This is a genomic window from Algoriphagus litoralis, assembly GCF_003259255.1.
Classification (GTDB): domain Bacteria; phylum Bacteroidota; class Bacteroidia; order Cytophagales; family Cyclobacteriaceae; genus Algoriphagus; species Algoriphagus litoralis.
Window position 1 is genome coordinate 12,835 of record NZ_QGOL01000016.1, and the last position, 18,256, is coordinate 31,090.

Below are 18,256 nucleotides of genomic sequence, written 5' to 3' on the forward strand. Positions count from 1 at the left end.
TCAAATTTTAGATTTAAGTAAGATCCAACAGTAGTAGCTGGAGCCAGTTTCTCGAAAAATTAAATAATTAATAGATGAAATACCGAAGCACGTGACGATAGCATATACCGAATAACTAACAATCACACTTATCCACGAGTCGATTGAGTAATAATGGAGTGATTTAATTCCCAAAAGATATACTAATATCCCAGTTATAGGTAAAACTATTGCAAATTCAAAAATTGACCGGTAATTGAAAAATTCCCTAAAAACCTTCTTTCCAACTACAATACAAATAATAGTCCCTATCCAAGAAAACAATATAGTTCTTATTCCTGAACCAACGACTCCATACCTATACACCAAGATAGCAGTAGCTATAATCGATACAATTGTGAAGGTGGACATGATATTGGTCAGCCATTTTATTCTATTAATCCCCTTCAAAAGGGAGAAATACACCACAACTCCCCCATTAAAAGCCATTCCCAATGAAAAAAGACTGGCGAAATCAGCACTATTTTCTGAGAATTCCGGAGAAATCCAGACGTTCAAAAATCCAGGAATAATAATCGCTAGGGGGATAAGCAATACGAGTGATAAAAAAGAGAGTATCCATAGGCTATGTTGATATAACTGAGCCATTTCATGATTGACACTCATTGAACTAAATTTTGGAAAAAGCGCTTGTCCGGCGCCCCCTGTAATTCCCGAAACTCTCTGAATAATATCCTTGGGAGCAGACAAGAATCCAACAGAAGTTACACTGAAAAACATTCCTAACACAATTCTATCAGTGTTTTGGGAAACTTGCGATATAATTTGATTGAAAAACGAGTAGACACTAAAACTAAACACCTCTTTAACACCATCTTTATTATACTTGGGATATATTGTAATCCCTGGAACTAATCTAATGGAAACAATATAAAAGGCTATTAATCGTAAGATAGAGACAACCACTAGTACCCAGACGAGGCCTTCTAAGCCAAATCCGTGGTTTACCACCAAAATCATAGACACAAATCTAAAAATTGTAAAACCTATATTTACAATATTCGAAATATCATATCTAAGAACTGCTTCTGGAACTTTTTGTAACGCTTGTCCTAAGGTTCCAAACAGAAAACTTATACTTGCGATTTTGAATGATCTTATACCAATGGCAATTTGAGACTTTTCTAACTTAAATAAACCGATAATTTGACTAGAAAAGAGTTGTAATAGTAAGAAAAATAGAACTAATGTAATAAGATAAACAACCAATGTTGATTGCATAACCCTATTAATCCCTACCAAATCTCGTTTAGATGAATAAAATGAGATGAATCTTAATGTTGCTTCTCCTAATCCAAAATCCTGCAATGCCGCAAACCCGCCAATCATCAAAATCACACTAAATAACCCATAATTGTCGGTTCCAATACCATTGATAACCACCGGCATAGACACAAAAGCTCCTAATGCAGTTGCTATTATGCCTACGATATTCCATACTCCACTACTTAATAACCCTCTATTCTTCCCTACCATTTATTATGAAAATAACTAAATCGTTTTATCAAAGACGGTTTTGAAGTTGTGCTATAAAATAATTTTTTCAAAAAGTTCTCAAAGTCTAGAATCCACCAATTCTTTGTTCAATACCGATTTCACATCATACACAACCTTCGAATCAGACTTTCGGATATCCCATGACTTAAATTCCTGATGACCTACCGCAAGGATGATTGCTGAATAATCACTCAGATTTGGCTTGGAACCACCATTAATAATATCGATATCATATTCATGTTTGACTTCAGCAGCATCAGCCCAAGGATCATACACATCTACATCCATATCGAAGGACTTCAGCTCATTGTAGATATCTATTACACGGGTGTTTCGCACATCGGGACAGTCCTCTTTAAAAGTAAAACCAAGTATTAAGACTTTTGCATCGATTACTTTCAAGTCCTTCCGCATCATGTGTTTGATCGTCTCAGTGGCGACGTACTTGCCCATCGAATCATTTAGTCTACGACCTGCTAAGATAATCTCCGGATGGTATCCTACTTCCTGGGCTTTTTGTGCCAAGTAAAACGGATCTACGCCAATGCAATGCCCTCCAACCAACCCTGGACGGAATGGCAAGAAATTCCATTTGGTACCGGCAGCTTCTAACACCTCCTGGGTGTCAATATTCAGCAAATTAAAGATCTTGCTCAGTTCGTTGACAAAGGCAATATTGATGTCCCGTTGGGAATTTTCGATTACTTTGGCAGCTTCGGCTACTTTGATGGAGGATGCTTTATGCGTGCCTGCAGTAATTACTGCCTTATAGAGTTGATCCACGTACTCTGCTACTTCAGGTGTGCTGCCTGATGTGACTTTCAAGATCTTTGTGACTGTATGCTCTTTATCTCCTGGGTTGATTCGTTCCGGTGAATAACCTGCAAAGAAATCTATATTAAACTTTAAACCAGAAACTTTTTCGAGTACAGGAACACACTCTTCTTCCGTAACACCGGGATATACAGTCGATTCATAGATCACCACATCACCTTTTTTAAGGATTTTGCCTATGGCTTCCGAAGCTTTCAGCATCGGAGTAAGAATTGGCCGGTTATGCTTATCCGTAGGAGTAGGAACTGTGACGATAAAGATATTTGCTGAGGAAATCGGCAGGACAGCATCTGTAATTAAAAGGCCTTTGCTTTTTTGATCAAGGTCCAAGGATGCTTTTACTAGAACTGATTGAAGTTCTGTATCCTCTACCTCGAGGGTTCTATCATGTCCTTTTTGGAGTTCATCTACCCGTTTTGGGTCGATATCGTAACCAATAGTTTTGAATTTTTCAGCAAATGCCACTGCTAATGGTAGGCCGACGTATCCTAGGCCTATGATGGCTATTTTATTTTCGAAAATTGGTTTTAACATAAAAAAAGTAATAGTTAATAGTTAATAGTTAATAGTTAATAGTTAATAGTTAATAGTTAATAGTTAATAGTTAATAGTTAATAGTTATAATTAATTCTTCATTTGAAATTTTTTGCGGCTAAATCTAGATCGCTTACCATCATATCCTCCACCAACCCTTGCAGATCATATTCCGGTTCCCAACCCAATTGAGTTTTGGACTTTGTTGGGTCGCCGAGAAGGAGGTCTACTTCGGTTGGTCGGAAGTAGGCGGGGTCGATTTTAACGAGAATACTACCTACTTTAAGGCCTTCGAACTTATCGACACCTGTCGCTAAGGTGCTCAGGCTGACAAGTGTTCGGTGTTCAGTGTTCAGTGTGCTTAACTCTGAACCTTGAACCCTGAACTGTAGGCCTGTTGCCTCAAAGTACTTTTGTTCATCTACAGCTACTAAAACCCCAATTTCCTCAACTCCCTCTCCCTCCCAGCGGAGGGTAAAGCCCACGTGGGCAAAGGACATTTGGACAAAGTCACGCACTTTGGTGGTTTTACCTGTAGCGATCACAAAGTCTTCCGCCTTATCCTGCTGAAGAATCATCCACATGGCTTTGACGTAGTCTTTGGCATGTCCCCAGTCTCGACGTGCATCTAGGTTTCCTAGGTATAAGCATTCCTGCTTGCCTAAAGCGATGGCTGCAGTCGCCATGGTGATCTTCCGGGTAACAAAGGTTTCCCCTCTTCTTGGGGATTCGTGATTGAACAAAATCCCATTGCAGGCGAACATTCCATAGGCTTCCCGGTAGTTTTTAGTGATCCAAAACCCGTAGATTTTGGCCGCACCGTATGGGGAACGGGGATAGAATGGAGAGCTTTCATCATAGAATCCTGCCGCATTCTTATTTTCAGGCATTCCTCCATATAACTCAGAAGTTGAGGCTTGATAGATTCGGGTCTTTTTCTCCAAACCCAAAATCCGAACTGCTTCTAGAATTCTTAAAGTTCCTATACCATCTACGTTGGCGACATACTCTGGGGAATCAAAAGAAACCTTTACATGGCTCATTGCACCGAGATTGTATATCTCGTCAGGTTGGACTTCTTGAATGATCCGGATGATATTGGTGGAATCAGTCAAATCCCCGTAATGCAATTTGAAATTGACAGAACCTTCGTGAAGGTCCTGATATAGGTGATCAATACGCTGCGTATTAAATGAAGAAGCCCTACGCTTTATTCCATGAACTTGGTAACCTTTTTCAAGTAAAAGTTCAGCTAAGTATGATCCGTCTTGGCCGGTGATACCGGTGATAAGTGCGACCTTATCGTTTTTAAAAGATGTCATTGTTTGAGTGTTCAGGATTCGAAGTTCGGGGTTGTTGCCGAACTGGGAAACTGTTTAATTGTCGAATTGAGGGGTTGTTTCGAGTTGGGATTTCGGGGTTGATGAACTTTGAACATCGAACCCCTAAAAATTTTTAGATTTTTACTTCCTTATATGAGTTCTGGTGTTCTAAAAACCATTGATAGGTCTTTTGAATTCCTTCCTCTAGTCCAACTTTAGCTTTCCAACCTGCATGGGTCATTTTGGATACATCCATAAGTTTCCTTGGAGTGCCATCTGGCTTACTGGAATCCCAATTAATTTCTCCGGTATGTCCTACTATTCTTTGGATTGTTTCGGCCAATTCCTTTATCGTCAGGTCTTCTCCAGTACCCACATTGTAGAGGTTGTCTCTGAATTCATTTTCCAAAGCGAAAACAACTGCGTCTGCTAAATCTTCCACAAACAAAAACTCTCTCATCGGTTTACCCGATCCCCACAATTCGACCGGCTCAGCAACCGAAGTTTCTTCACTTTTCAATTTAGCGGCATGAAACTTCCGAATCATAGCAGGCAAAACATGGGATGAGGTCAAATCAAAATTATCAAATGGTCCATACAAATTGGTAGGCATCAAGGAGATATAATCCCTTCCAAATTGTTTTCGAATCGCCTCACAAGCTTTTACCCCAGTTATTTTAGCTACTGCGTACCATTCGTTTGTAGGTTCCAAAGGACCTGTTAAAAGATACTCCTCCTTAAGAGGCTGAGGTGCAAGCTTTGGATAGATACAAGATGAACCCAAAAAGATAAACTTTTTAACATCTGCCTTGAGGGAGTAGTCAATGAGATTATTTTGAATCTGCATATTCTCCATCAAGAACTGGTAGGGAAAGTTATTATTTGCCAATATGCCCCCTACTCTTGCAGCTGCATCAATTACAACTTCAGGCTTTTCATTTTCGAAAAAATCGGAAACCGCCAGCTGATTTTTTAGGTCCAATTCGGAGGATGTTTTCCCTATCAAATTGGAATATCCTTTGGCTTCCAGCGCTCTCCAAATCGCTGAGCCTACCATTCCTCGGTGACCAGCGATGTATATTTTGGAATTGTGATTAATGCTCAAAATAGTAGGTTGAATTGATTAATCGGTGAAGTGATACTTCAAAGTCTAAAATTTTTTAAGGTTCCTGTAGTCAGGCGCTGGTTAAAGTATTCAGTCTCAGTCGACAGTGATTCGGGTTAATCGTTGAGCTTCAGTGGTCAGTTAACCTGAATTTTATGGGTTTCACAGACTTTACTTTTGCCTCAACTTCCAATATTTCTTCTTCAGTTTATTCGGTACTGCCCAACGGAGAAGATTGGAGAAAGTCAGGTCCTTTGGAAATCTCCTTTTGAATTCTGTTTGGTTCAGATAATCCCAATACAATTTCTTTAAGGGATGGTTATTTCTGAACTCCCAGGGTTTTGGGGAATCAGAATAATGAAGAATGATTGGTTTCTGAACAGCCAAATCGAATGCTTCTCCAAAATACCTTAGAGCAGTATTTCTATGTTTTGGATTGAAAAAGGAGGTCATCACATTCCATTTGGGATTTAAGCGAAGCCAGTTACCTTGGAGGACAGCGTTTAAACCACATTGATCAGCATATTGAATTCGGGTAGGAAAATTCGTCAAATACTCGATTACCTTGTATCCGAGGTTTTGTTCCCTCCAAATTTTCAAATTGAGCAACATTACTCCAGAATTAAAATAGCCCTGTTCAGCACTTAATTCCAATCGATCCAGGTCTTGTACCTGAGGATCGTAAACTGCTGCGAGAGGGTACTCTGCAAGGTCTGTTGCGTATAATTCTTGAATGGGTCCGTGAACTATAATGTCTGAATCCAAATACAAAACTTGCTCTTCTGGAATCATCTCAGCTGCCAATAAGCGATAATAATTAGCAATTGAGTAATGGTATTTTATTTTTTGATTCGAAAAGGAGCTGGCTCCGATTTTCTTCGTAATCAATTGACTCCCTTTGGAAAGGACAAGCGATTTCAAAGAATCCAATCTTGATTCATCCTCTATTTCAGTGATGAGATAAATCTTAAAACTTACACTTGGATTTGATTTAAGAAGAGAAAAAATGGTAACTGTTAACGGTTGGATAAATTTTATATCCACTGTGAACAGGACAGAAGGAATAAATGGATTCAAAAAAAATTCGGGAGTTTAAAGTTTAAAGTGGATAGTTTAAAGTTAGGGGTTAAGGGTTAAGAGTTGGTCAAAGTATTGGATCGTTTTAGCAAGACCCGTTCTAAGTTCTACTTTTGGCTCCCAATCCAATTCCTTTTTGGCTAGTTCGATCACTGGCTTTCGCTGCATCGGATCATCTTGAGGAAGCGGAAGAAATATCAATTTGCTCTTGCTCCCTGTCATTTCAATGACCATTTCGGCAAGTTCCAGCATGGTAAATTCACCTGGATTACCGATGTTGACTGGTCCGGTAAATCCATCTCTGGAATTCATCAAGCGATACATTCCCTCGATGTTGTCATCTACATAACAGAAGCTACGCGTCTGTTTTCCATCTCCGAAAATTGTAATATCGCGTCCTTGGAGGGCCTGAACTATAAAGTTGCTCACCACTCTTCCGTCATTGGGATGCATCCGTGGACCATAGGTATTGAAGATTCGCATGACCTTGATGGCGACCTTATGCTGTCTGTGATAATCGAAAAACAGGGTTTCCGCACAGCGCTTCCCTTCGTCATAGCAGGCACGGATTCCTGTGGTGCTGACACTTCCTTTGTACGATTCAGGCTGAGGGTGAATTTCAGGATCACCGTAAACCTCTGAGGTACTGGCCTGCAAAATTTTAATTTTCAATCTTTTGGCCAAACCAAGCATATTGATCGCTCCAAGGACGGAGGTTTTAGTCGTCTGAACCGGGTCAAACTGATAGTGAACCGGACTAGCAGGACAGGCCAAATTGTAAATCTCGTCCACCTCTACAAAAAGTGGGAAGGTGACATCATGCCGCATGAATTCAAAATTCTTATTATCCAAAAGGTGATGGATATTAGACTTTCTTCCTGTGAACAGATTGTCCACACAAAGAACTTCATTGCCTTCATTAAGCAATCGCTCACAAAGGTGAGAGCCTAGAAATCCGGCTCCTCCGGTAACAAGAATTCGTTTCATAGGTTGGGGTTTAAGGTTAAGGGTTATTGGGATATGGAGTTAATTGGTTAAGGGTTAAGGGTTAAGTAGTTAAATACTAAAAGATAAGTCAAAAAAGTTAATATTACTTGTAACCTTTGGGGCCACTTGACTTCAAAGTGAGAATGAGATTGTTTATTTTTCTTTTCAATGTTTCTGTTCTTGCAAGGATATCTTCGAAGGATGCCTTGTTAATAAATTCAGCATCAAATGCTCGGTATGATTGGGATCTAACTTCACCATTCGAACCTTTTGCGATATACAAAAAATTGATAAATTCTTTATTTCCATCTCTTTCAAATCCTTCGGCGATATTATCCATAATCGATCCAGATGCTGAATTTATTTGAGAAGCAAACCTCAGGTCTTTTGCAAAAATTTCTACCCTCGAAAGTTTCCTAATAATTTGGCAAAGCTCTCTAGCAAGTTGCCAAATTTCTAGGTCTTCAAAATTTTCGATTCTAGCCAACTCTTAACTTTTAACTTTTTCAGACCAATTCAGGCCTTTCTTTTTCTAGACGTTCATAAATTTTTTTGACGTCCTGAGCCTTATCTTTCTTCAGCAAAAGAATAGCATCTGGTGTCTGAATAAGAATCGTGTCTGTCATTCCCAAAAACTCGGTATGGATATCAGTACCGATAACTAAATTTCCAAATTCATCTTTGGGATGTCCTTCTTTCTCCAGGTATTCATATATGGATTCAAAAGATCCCATATCCGACCATTGAAAATTTGAGGGTACGACTTTGATTTTATCCGTTTTCTCCATCACTGCGTAATCTACTGAAATAGAAGGAATAGCCATCGATAGGTGAAAGTCCAATTTCCCTGAATCGGAGATTTCAAAAGCTTTTTTTGAAGCCTCAAAAACTTCAGGTTCGAATCTGGATAACTCTTCCAAATAGACTCCAGCTTTAAAGCAGAACATTCCCGAATTCCAGAAGAAATTTCCTTTTTTAAGAAATTCTTCGGCAGTCTCCAGATTGGGTTTTTCCCGAAAACTTTTCACTTCTTCCCCACTTGCTTCGATATAGCCAAAGCCAGTTTCGGGTTTGGTTGGTTGGAGTCCAAATGTTACAATGAAACCCTCGCTTGCCAATTGGACAGCCCGATTTACCGATGCTTGGTATTCCTTCGTGGAATCAATCAAATGATCCGAAGGTGTAACAAACAAAATATCGTTAGGATCAGCTGCAAAGGCCGCAAATGCAATTGCAGCGGCTGTATTTCTTGGACAAGCCTCAATGATTTCTTTAAAATCGGAGATTTTGGAGGCCTCTAAATCCTTTCGGGAAAGCTGGTAGTTATCGCGATTCCCTACTACTATAACCTTCTCACAAAAAGGATTATTCCGGAGAGCAGTTTTTTGAAATAAGGTTTGTCCTCCAAAAATTGGGAGGTATTGCTTCGGCCTGGATTTTCTCGATAAGGGCCAAAGCCTGGAGCCTACTCCGCCCGAAAGGATGACATTAATTGTTTTCATATATTTTAGGTAAAAATTGGAAGTAAAAAGTTAAAAGTTCAATGTTCATGGTTCAAAGAAACTTAAAAAGTAACCCTTTAATCTTATCAGCTAAATTTATTGCCTTTTTTATCTGAATTCCTTAGATAAATAATCAAATTATTAATTTTAATTCTAAGACTTTCGGTTCGAATCAAAAGATCTTCAAGCTCTGCTATTGTGATATATTCCGCATCAAATGCTCTATAGACTTGGGATCTTGTTTCTGCTTTGGAACCTCTAGAAATTGAGAGGAACTGAATAAATTCTTTGTTTCCATCTCGATCAAATCCCTCTGCAATATTATCCATAATTGAACCAGATGAACTATTTAACTGAGAAACAAACCTAAATTCTTTTGAAAATTTGTCTTTTTTTGTGATTCTTCTAACCACTTTACAAAGCTCCCTAGCTTCTTTCCAAATTTCTAAATCTTCAAATCGACTTATTTTCATCAATTTCTATTTAAAAAAATAGAGAAAAGATGCAAAACTTTTGAATTGTTGATTAAAGGATTAGGTTTCAACATTGAACCCTGAACTTTGAACATATAAGAAAAATGAATGATCTATTTACAAGGAACCAGAAACTAAAACTTAAACATAGCTTCGCCCTTTCAGTCCCATTGGAATGAGAGTGGATCAAAATCGCAAAAGTGGGAAGATTGGAGTGACCCAAAAAATGCGACCTAATCTGCTAACTCTACCTATTTCCTGCTGGTCTTAGCTTTTAAAATTTTAGATGCAAATCTTTGAAAGACTTACAGTTAATTTTGGGTTAATCGTAATCAAAAAAGGCCGTAGATTCAAAATTTAGCCGTTTTTGAATCAGTTGGCTTGGTAAAGGTACAAAACTGAGTAGTTTTTGTACTCATTTTTAATCCTATATTTTTCCTGTTTTTTCATATAAAAAAAAATGCATTTGATCTGATTTTTTTATTCAAAAATAAAAAGCTGCCTCTCCGATCAAACAGACATCAACACATGCAGCCAGATCAATTTTAATTTAAATTTTTGGATATGATCAGGAAAAACATGCCCCATTATTGGTTTCAATTTCGGAAATGGAACAAACTCCCTAGTGGGATTACATTTTTTAAATGCGACTATTGATTCAGGATTAAAGCTATTTATGTCTTCGGAGGGCACGCTTCCACCAAGGAAGCTGTACCTCTTCGTGATATCCGTAGGAATTACTTCCATAGCCGTATCCATAGCCGTATCCATAGCCATAACCATACCCTTTATCAATATGGAGATCATTAAGGATACCATAGATTTTAGTGACTCCTCCTTTTTCAACCAGATTATTCAAAATTTGGCTATTTCCTTTCATTGAATAGCCCTGTCGGAATACGAAGAAATTCACATCAGCAAAGGAAAACAGTTCTTTAGTCTCAGAAACCAAACCCACTGGAGGACAGTCAAATACAATTACATCATAGTTTGCTTTGATGTCCTCAACTATAGTTTTGAATTTATCCTGAAGAAGCAATTCTGCAGGATTAGGTGGAATGGGACCGGAAAGGATAACATCCAAGTTTTCGTACCCAGAAGGTTTGACTACGGATTGCCAAGGAACATCAGAGCTCAAGCATGTACTCATTCCCTTGTCATTGACTAAACCAAAATCCTGTGCAATTCTTGGTTTCCGTAAATCAAGTCCAATCAACATGGTCCTCTTACCCATCAAGGCGAAAACAGAAGCCATGTTCAGTGAAACGAAAGTTTTTCCTTCCCCAGAAATCGAAGAGGTGAAAAGCAAGGTCAGATTTTCACGCTGAGGACTAAGGTATGCGAGGTCAGCCCTTAAAGAACGGAATGATTCTGTTACAGTTGATCTCGGGTTATTAAAGACCGGCAGAGCATCCTCGGAATTATTTCGGCCGATCATACCGATCAGCGGAACTTTGATTTGTTTTTCGAGTTCTTTAGGGTCTTCGATTTTGGTGTTAAGGAAATCCTTAACTGTGATAAAACCAATTGGGAGAATCAGACCTAAAATCAAACCAATCAGCAAATTCAGGGAGCGCTTGGGTGCAATTGGAAGTTGTCCAGATTTACCAAAATCCAAGATTTTATTGCTTGGCATATTGGAGGCTTTGGTAATCTCAGCCTCGGCCTTTTTCTGCAAAAAGTAAATGTAGATATTCTCGTTGATGGTAAACTGTCGGGTATAGCTGAGCAGTTCCCGTTCGGTTTGCGGAAGGGCATTGATTTCTCGCTCAATGGTTCTGATTCTGCTATTCAAATCGGCCAATACATTTTGTGTGTTGGTTATAGCGGAATTGACGTTTTCCTGCAATGCTTTGGTGGTATTTTGAATTCGGGAATTGATATCCCGTACCTGTGGAGTCTGTTCCGAGAAATTTGCGGTAATTCTAACCCGCTCAGCCTGCATCTCAGATAAGCTTTGTACCAGGGCATTGAGTAGTGGATCGGCTGTACCCATTACCGAAGGTGCTACCAACTCTCCAGCCTTCCCGCTGGATAAATAATCCCGGAGTGTTTGGAGATATTTTAGGTTAATTTCATTCAGTCCTTTTTCTTTCTCGTATTCAGAGAGCTTTTCAAAAATGATGGAACCTTCCTGAGAAAGGTTGAAGATTTTATTTTCGGAACGGTATTTCTCCAACTTATTTTCTGAACCTCTGAGCGAATCTGTGATGCCGCTTAGCTGCTGGTCAATAAAATTGATGGTATTTTCAGCAGTCCGGTTTTTATCATCCAATTCACGCTGCAAATAGGTCTCCATCAGGGTGTTTAGGTAATCTTCCCCTTTTCTTCGGAGGGGGGTTTCCAAGCTTAAATTTACAATAGAGCTTTGCTTGTTAGAAGGAGCAGCCGAAAGATCTTCTCTTAATCCAAGTGCGAGACTTGGCGTATCCATTAATTGAAAATAAAATACTTCGTCTGTAAGTGCTGATACTTTTTCGATTGAAAATTCATAGGAATCTCCCTTGATCAATTCTCCATAGCTATAGACTTGAGACGGCAGAATCAATTCTTCAACTTCTGTCTTGTAATAGGGATCGTTTGGGTTAAAAATGGAAAACTTATCCTCTTCAATCGAAAGCTGAAATGAATTTTCGTCGATTACTTCCACTTTGAAAAGTCCACCCACTACCTGAGGCTTGGACCAATCTACTTTTACAAAAATTGGAAAATTTGCATAAGCCTCTGTTTTTTTAAAAAAGTCTTCTTTGAAATACCTGACATTAAGGTTTAGCTTATCTAAGGTGGCTTGGGCTAAAGAAAAGGACTTCAAAATTCCAATTTCGTTTTCAATATTGCTTTTACCTTGAAGACCCAAAAGTCCGGCAGACTCAAATAAGTCAGCACCCAAAGCGGCATTTTCATCTTCTACAATTACTGTAGATTCAACTTTGTAAACCGGAGTGGCAAACCTGTTGAAAAGGAACGCTGCAATTAGGCCAGAAAACGCAAAAATGAGGATCAGTGGCCAGTACTGAAGGTAATTGAATAAGATTACTTTCAAATCAATCTCGTCTTCCTGATTGACCATGAATGGAGATTGCTGGGATTGATTTACCTGTGGTGAATTGGGATACATAGTTATCGAGTCGCTGTGTTAATAATCAAAACAGCTGCTGTAATCGCAGAAATGATTAATGCCAAAGATTGGGCAGCATTTTCTCCAGCTCCGATCTCTCTTACCTTCATCGGCTCTGCATAGATTTGATCGTTTGGCTGAATGAAATAATAAGGAGAGCGGATCAGTTGGCGATCGTTGAGATTCAAGCGGTGTAATCTCGTCCCTTCAGGATATTGACGGATCAAAAGGACCTCATCCCGCTTGGAGATATTGGTCAGATCCCCTGCATTGGCAATTGCTTCAAAAATGGTCATTCTGTCCTGAAGCACTACAAATTTTCCCGGCCTTCTAAATTCCCCTAAAGCAGAATATCGGATACCTCCCAGCTTTACCTTTACGTAAACCTCAGTGGTCACATATTCCCGAAGTTGCTTTTCTATTTGAATTCGGGCCTCTTCTATTGTTCTATCTTTTACATTCACTGTACCTATGATAGGCAATCGTATATCTCCATTCATGTCCACGGTATAACCTGTCATGTAATAGATATCCCCACCACTTTGACCTGCCACCTGCATTTGTTGGTTTCCACTGACAGACTTATTATTGAAACCATTAAGTAAAAGGTCCTCTACCGTCTGGATATTCACATCCACGATATCATTGTACTGAAGCTTATACTCAGGAATTTCATAGGAAATAAGTTCACCTTCAGGTATCGCCTGATTTCCTTCTAAATTTTGCAGATAAATGATTTTCTCATTTGAAACACAGGCCATTGAAGCCCAAAAAATAAGTCCAAGACTTAATAAACTGGTCAGTCTACGCATATATGAATTTTTATTCCCTCTTCTCAAAAACTGAGCAAACTTAAGAGTTTTCCTTAAAAAAGTCCCACTTTTTAACAAAATGGAAATCTACTATGGCAAAACTCAGTCTATTCGGCATTTATTTCTAGATTTTTTTAATTATCTCTATTTCCCTTTCACAATCAAAAACCAATCCCCCTCCAATTCCAGATATCCATAATCGTAACAATAATGGTATAAACTCCCTTTTTTATTTTGGTATACATGGGTGAAGAATTTGAGGTCAAATCCTTCCCTGATCAGCTTATCTTTGGGAATTTTAACCAATTCCTCTCCTTGTGGTATCAAAGTTTGGAGAATGTTTCGGTTCTTTTTTAAAGCATGATTAATCCTCCTGATCAAATTTACATTATCTGCATTTTGCTGATTATTATATGTGTTTCGACAGCTATCATCGCAGAATTTCTTATCTAATCGTCCTTGAATCGGTTTGCCGCAATGAAGACAAGTTCTTTGTATCTGTACCATATTGAAAAAGTTTAAGGGAATTTACATAATTAGTTTAAAAAAACAATTCGTCAAAATCACTTCTTTTCAGCGTGAATCCGAATGACCGATGATTCACCCGAATGATACAGACTTTCATTAAGTTTCACCTGATTCTTCTAGATTTCAATAAACTGAAATCATGAAAATCATCCTTCAATTCCTCAAATGAGTACAGCATAGCTAGGTCTCTAGGCCCCCCAGCCTTTTCATTGACCGAGTTGAACTGAATTTATCCTTATGAAAAGGCTTCTAAAATCAACTTTCCTCCCGGTCTGAGAAATTGGACCAGATGCGGATGAAGCTTTTGCCTGCTTTCTGCCGGAAAATGAGCAAAAATCAAAGCCAATAAATTAATTGATTCCTTTTCGGTCGAATATTCATCCACAGCTGCTACCGCATAGCTGATCTGAACCCCAGCATCTTTGGCAAGTCTCTCTGCTTTGGCCTTGTCCTCTTCATTGCTATCGAAGGCGGAAACTTCCCAACCTTTTTCCGCAGCAAAAACCGCATTTCTCCCCTCACCCTCCGCTGGGAAAAGTGCCTTTCCGGGATTTAACTCTAGAATTTGGGTTGCAAAATAGTGATTGGGCAAGATTCCATAAGCAAAATCCTCTGCGCTATACCATGAATTCCAAAATTCCTTCATGGCTTTCAATGGGATTTTCTTTTCAAAAGATAAAAGAAGATTTCCTCAGTGTTATCCTTTACGTCCAGTGTGCGGTAAATCATCAGATCTTCTGTAAATTTTACCAAAATGAAAAAAAATGGAGCGATTTACCTTACTCGGTGCAAATGGAAATATTGCCAAAGCGATTTCTAAAGAATTAGCAGATAAAAAATTAAGACAAGTAAGTCGAAATCCAAAGGCTGTCCATCCAAGCGATGAATTGGTTGCAGCAGATTTAACCGATGCAAACCAGGTTTTGGAAGCAGTCAGGGGCTCTACTATCGTTTTCTTGTGTGCCGGTATAAAATATTCCAAAGCAATCTGGCAGCGTGATTGGCCGATTATCATGAGAAATACGCTGGATGCCTGTATTGCCACCGGGGCAAAGCTGGTTTTTTTTGACAATATGTATGCTTTGGATCCTGATCACGTGGCCCACCTTACTGAAGAAACCCCCATGAACCCCAAAAGCGTCAAAGGAAAAGTGAGAAAACAAATTCTGGAAATGCTCTGGGCTGATGTGAATGCAGGAAAACTGAAGGCCCTAGTTGCAAGAGCTGGAGATTTTTACGGTCCTGATGCAAGCAATAGTTTTTTAAATGAACTGGTCATCAATCGGATGAAAGCAGGAAAATCACCGCAGTGGCTCTATAGCGGATCTAAGAAACACTCCTTCACTTATATTCCTGATGCAGGAAAGGCAACCGCTTTTCTTGCCCTACAGGAGGACTCATGGAACCAAACCTGGAATCTACCCACCGCTCCAAGTTATCCCTGCGGACAGGAAATTACGGACATCTTAAACCAGCTTCTTGGAACCGAAAAGAAGCTGCAAGTGATGCCTGCATGGCTTGTTTCCATATTAGGTCTATTTATTCCGGTACTCGGTGAAGTTCAAGAACTCAGGTATCAAACCGCCGAGGACTATTGTTTTGACTCATCGAAAATAGAACGGGTCTATGGCCTCAAGCCAACAAAAATAGAGGTTGGACTGAAGGCTTGCTTTTGAGATTCCCTGTTATTGGTGGTTTGATTTTCGGAAAAATCATTCCCCAAAAGTCGGCGAAAAGACTTTTTTCCACGAACTCATCAAAAAAATCAGAATTATTGATCACATTTTAATAAATTAGAACTGGTATAAACCTGAAAAATAAGCACTTGAGCAAACAATAATTAAGACCCTAAGGTTAGACAAAGAACCTTTTTATCGAATAACCAAAAAAACCAAAGTCAACCATGAAATTTTCCTCTACACTCCTGATTTTGCTTGTGGTAATTGCCTCCTCCTGTTTTTCTTCAAAGGATTACGTGACAGATTACGACTACAATTACACCGGTTCGTTCAAAAAGTACAAGACCTTTGCCTTTGTGGAGACTAGTGAAAATACCTCATCTTCCTTGGTGAGTATTTTAAATTCAACTATTGGTGCTAGGCTTGGTTCCCAAGGATATAGAGAGCAGGAAAACAAGCCTGATATGCTGGTGAGTTACAAGATTTTTTCTGATTCGATTCGCTACCGTGGCTATGTGCAGCCAGAGTTTGACTATTGGCTCAATCGCACAGGCATGACCTATAGAAATGAGGAAGGTGAGATCGAACGGGAACAAGAAAAAGATGAAACCTACAATCAGGTAAAATATGCCGAAAATAATGGAATGTTGGTCATCTACGTGATCGATTCCAAAAAAGGAAATACCATTTGGCAGGGATATACTGCTGCAAGTTTTGATTTGGAATCCCCGACTTTCCAGTCTGACATCACCCGGGCTGCCTATCGCGTGATGAATGAGTTCAAAATCATCAATAGGCTATCGGAATAAAGTTTTTCTACACCTCAAATTGGGGAGATTGGCAACAATCTTCCCAAGAATGTCCTGAAAAGTCAGGACTTTTTTTTGTCTTCTAACTTCTGAAAAAAAAGGAAAATAATGTCATAGTGAGCCATATAGGTCTTTTTTGCAGAATTAATATACCACAACAATTCATTTTTATGGAACTGGCGAATGATTTGGATTTAAAAAGGAAATCAAAAACCAAAACCAATGAAAAAATCAATTCTTTTTGCCACCCTTATAGGAATGGGACTGACGGTTTCCTGCGTTTCTAAGAAAAAATACACTGAACTGGAGAGTAATCTCTTTAAAACCCAGTCCGAACTAGCCTCTACTAATCAAGAAAAGGCTGAATTGGAAGAAAAAATGTCTGCAATCGAGGCTAGAGTAGCTGAGTACAACTCAAGAATCAATTCCTTGAGAGAAACCAATGATCAACTTACCGAGACCAACAATGGCATGTTGAGCTTGGAAGGTGCAGCGGTGATGTCCAAAAACTCTAAAGCCAAAATGAATGAGACCTTAGCCAAAGTAGACCCTGCTGAATTGGCTCAGGCGAAGACTTTGGAAGACTCGGTAAATCTTGCCATCGGACACAATATCAAACAAAACATCACCGAGCAAGGTGGTGATCCGGATGATATCCAAATAGACATTGATCAAACTGTGGTGATGATTTCAGTATCAGACAAGCTTCTTTTTAACACAGGTAGCTATAGAATCAACTCTAAAGCTGAGCCGCTACTAAAAAAACTTGCGGAAGTTATCAATGCCGAACCTAGTCTTCAGGTCATGATCGAAGGTCACACCGACCCGCGAACCATCTCTACTCCAGCTTTGGAAGATAACTGGGATCTATCCGTAAAAAGAGCAACATCTATTGTCAGAGAATTGCAGTTGAAATACCAAGTTGCGCCTGAAAAAATGATCGCCGCGGGACGAGCTTCTTATATGCCCCTAGTCGAAAATGACAGCAAAGAAAATATGGCGCTAAACAGAAGAACCAGAATCGTCCTTATTCCTGATTTGGATATGTTTTTCTCCATGTTGTAAAAAAACAAAACCACATTCAACCCTATAAAAAAGGCAGGTCTTTTAGACCTGCCTTTTTTTGTTTATTAGAAAATATTATTTTAGTTAATTGATTTTTAACTCATTATTAATTTTTCAGTATGAAACTTACGAAAGCATTTCTCGACGAATTAACCTATGAAATCAATGGTGCAGCGATTGAGGTTCATCGAAGCCTAGGTCCTGGACTTTTGGAGAAAGTTTATAAATCCTGCCTTGCCAGGGAATTTGAACTCAGATCCATTAATTACCAACAGGAACTTTTAATACCTGTTGATTATAAAGGAATTCAAGTCAATGCCGATCTTCGGTGCGACTTTATAATTGAAGATTTGATTTGCCTTGAGCTAAAAGCGGTAAAGGAACACCAACCGATTTTCGAAGCCCAACTAATGACTTATCTTAAGTTACTGAACCTCCCTAAAGGCATCCTTTACAATTTCTTTGTTGTAAATCTTTTTACTCAAGGAACGAAGACCTTTGTAACCAAGCTATTTCAAAACCTCCCTCCTCATTAATATTTGTTTTAAACAGATGTTGAACCTTTGATTCGTTGTGTTTCTATTCTTTAAAACACAAAGGCAAAAAGGGAACATAGACCGCCTGAATCCTGAACCGATTCCTTTGTGAGCTTTGATTCTTTGTGTTTGCATTTTTTCAAAACACAAAGACACAAAGGGAACATAGAACTCCGGAATAATGAATCAACTCCTTTGTGAGCTTTGATTCGTTTTGTTCAGATTTTTTCAAAACACATAGGCACAAAGGACACATAGACTGCCTGAATCCTGAACCGACTCTTTTGTGGGCTTTGATTCTTTGTGTTTCATTATTTAAAAATACAAAGGCACAAAGGA

At 39.0% G+C, this 18,256-nt stretch carries 16 protein-coding genes; 4 read left to right on the top strand and 12 right to left on the bottom strand.

The features are described from left to right. The 12 genes from DK188_RS17910 to DK188_RS17970 all read right to left on the bottom strand — a co-directional run bounded on the left by DK188_RS17910 (window position 1) and on the right by DK188_RS17970 (window position 14,474). A complete protein-coding gene (locus DK188_RS17910; RefSeq protein WP_111672225.1) occupies window positions 1-1,515 on the bottom strand; it encodes an oligosaccharide flippase family protein in 1,515 nt (504 codons plus the stop codon). A 78-nt stretch (window positions 1,516-1,593) separates the two neighbouring features. Continuing rightward, a complete protein-coding gene (locus DK188_RS17915) occupies window positions 1,594-2,904 on the bottom strand; it encodes a nucleotide sugar dehydrogenase (RefSeq protein ID WP_111672226.1) in 1,311 nt (436 codons plus the stop codon). 98 nt (window positions 2,905-3,002) lie between these two features. Next, window positions 3,003-4,226 carry a GDP-mannose 4,6-dehydratase gene (gmd, locus tag DK188_RS17920; RefSeq protein ID WP_111672227.1) on the bottom strand — a complete coding sequence of 408 codons (1,224 nt, stop codon included), beginning with the start codon at window positions 4,224-4,226 and terminating at the stop codon, window positions 3,003-3,005. Between the two features lie 133 nt (window positions 4,227-4,359). After that, on the bottom strand, window positions 4,360-5,325 hold the full coding sequence (locus tag DK188_RS17925) for a GDP-L-fucose synthase family protein (RefSeq protein ID WP_111672307.1): 966 nt from the start codon (window positions 5,323-5,325) through the stop codon (window positions 4,360-4,362). A 177-nt stretch (window positions 5,326-5,502) separates the two neighbouring features. Further along, entirely contained in the window at window positions 5,503-6,375 is an 873-nt protein-coding gene (locus DK188_RS17930) for a glycosyltransferase family 8 protein (protein WP_232825767.1), read from the bottom strand. Between the two features lie 75 nt (window positions 6,376-6,450). Beyond that, window positions 6,451-7,395: a UDP-glucuronic acid decarboxylase family protein gene (locus tag DK188_RS17935; RefSeq protein ID WP_111672229.1), complete on the bottom strand. Its 945-nt coding sequence runs from the start codon at window positions 7,393-7,395 to the stop codon at window positions 6,451-6,453. A gap of 103 nt (window positions 7,396-7,498) precedes the next feature. Next, complete coding sequence (locus tag DK188_RS17940) at window positions 7,499-7,882, bottom strand: four helix bundle protein (RefSeq protein ID WP_111672230.1); 384 nt, start codon at window positions 7,880-7,882, stop codon at window positions 7,499-7,501. 19 nt (window positions 7,883-7,901) lie between these two features. After that, complete coding sequence (locus DK188_RS17945; protein WP_111672231.1) at window positions 7,902-8,897, bottom strand: mannose-1-phosphate guanylyltransferase; 996 nt, start codon at window positions 8,895-8,897, stop codon at window positions 7,902-7,904. An 86-nt stretch (window positions 8,898-8,983) separates the two neighbouring features. Continuing rightward, complete coding sequence (locus tag DK188_RS17950) at window positions 8,984-9,370, bottom strand: four helix bundle protein (protein ID WP_198673045.1); 387 nt, start codon at window positions 9,368-9,370, stop codon at window positions 8,984-8,986. Window positions 9,371-10,040: 670 nt separating this feature from the next. After that, a complete protein-coding gene (locus DK188_RS17955; RefSeq protein WP_111672233.1) occupies window positions 10,041-12,488 on the bottom strand; it encodes a GumC family protein in 2,448 nt (815 codons plus the stop codon). 2 nt (window positions 12,489-12,490) lie between these two features. Continuing rightward, window positions 12,491-13,300: a polysaccharide biosynthesis/export family protein gene (locus tag DK188_RS17960; protein ID WP_111672234.1), complete on the bottom strand. Its 810-nt coding sequence runs from the start codon at window positions 13,298-13,300 to the stop codon at window positions 12,491-12,493. 763 nt (window positions 13,301-14,063) lie between these two features. After that, window positions 14,064-14,474 (bottom strand): class I SAM-dependent methyltransferase, encoded by a 411-nt coding sequence (locus DK188_RS17970; protein WP_111672236.1) that lies wholly within the window; start codon window positions 14,472-14,474, stop codon window positions 14,064-14,066. Window positions 14,475-14,592: 118 nt separating this feature from the next. Between DK188_RS17970 and DK188_RS17975 the strand changes: the two genes are divergently transcribed. The 4 genes from DK188_RS17975 (at window position 14,593) to DK188_RS17990 (ending at window position 17,917) form a co-directional block, all read left to right on the top strand. Next, complete coding sequence (locus tag DK188_RS17975) at window positions 14,593-15,504, top strand: NAD-dependent epimerase/dehydratase family protein (RefSeq protein ID WP_111672237.1); 912 nt, start codon at window positions 14,593-14,595, stop codon at window positions 15,502-15,504. Between the two features lie 227 nt (window positions 15,505-15,731). Further along, complete coding sequence (locus tag DK188_RS17980; RefSeq protein WP_111672238.1) at window positions 15,732-16,316, top strand: DUF4136 domain-containing protein; 585 nt, start codon at window positions 15,732-15,734, stop codon at window positions 16,314-16,316. 222 nt (window positions 16,317-16,538) lie between these two features. Then, window positions 16,539-17,381, top strand: coding sequence for an OmpA family protein (locus tag DK188_RS17985; protein WP_111672239.1), 843 nt, complete (start codon window positions 16,539-16,541; stop codon window positions 17,379-17,381). Between the two features lie 119 nt (window positions 17,382-17,500). Then, window positions 17,501-17,917, top strand: coding sequence for a GxxExxY protein (locus DK188_RS17990; protein ID WP_111672240.1), 417 nt, complete (start codon window positions 17,501-17,503; stop codon window positions 17,915-17,917). Window positions 17,918-18,256: the final 339 nt, after the last annotated feature.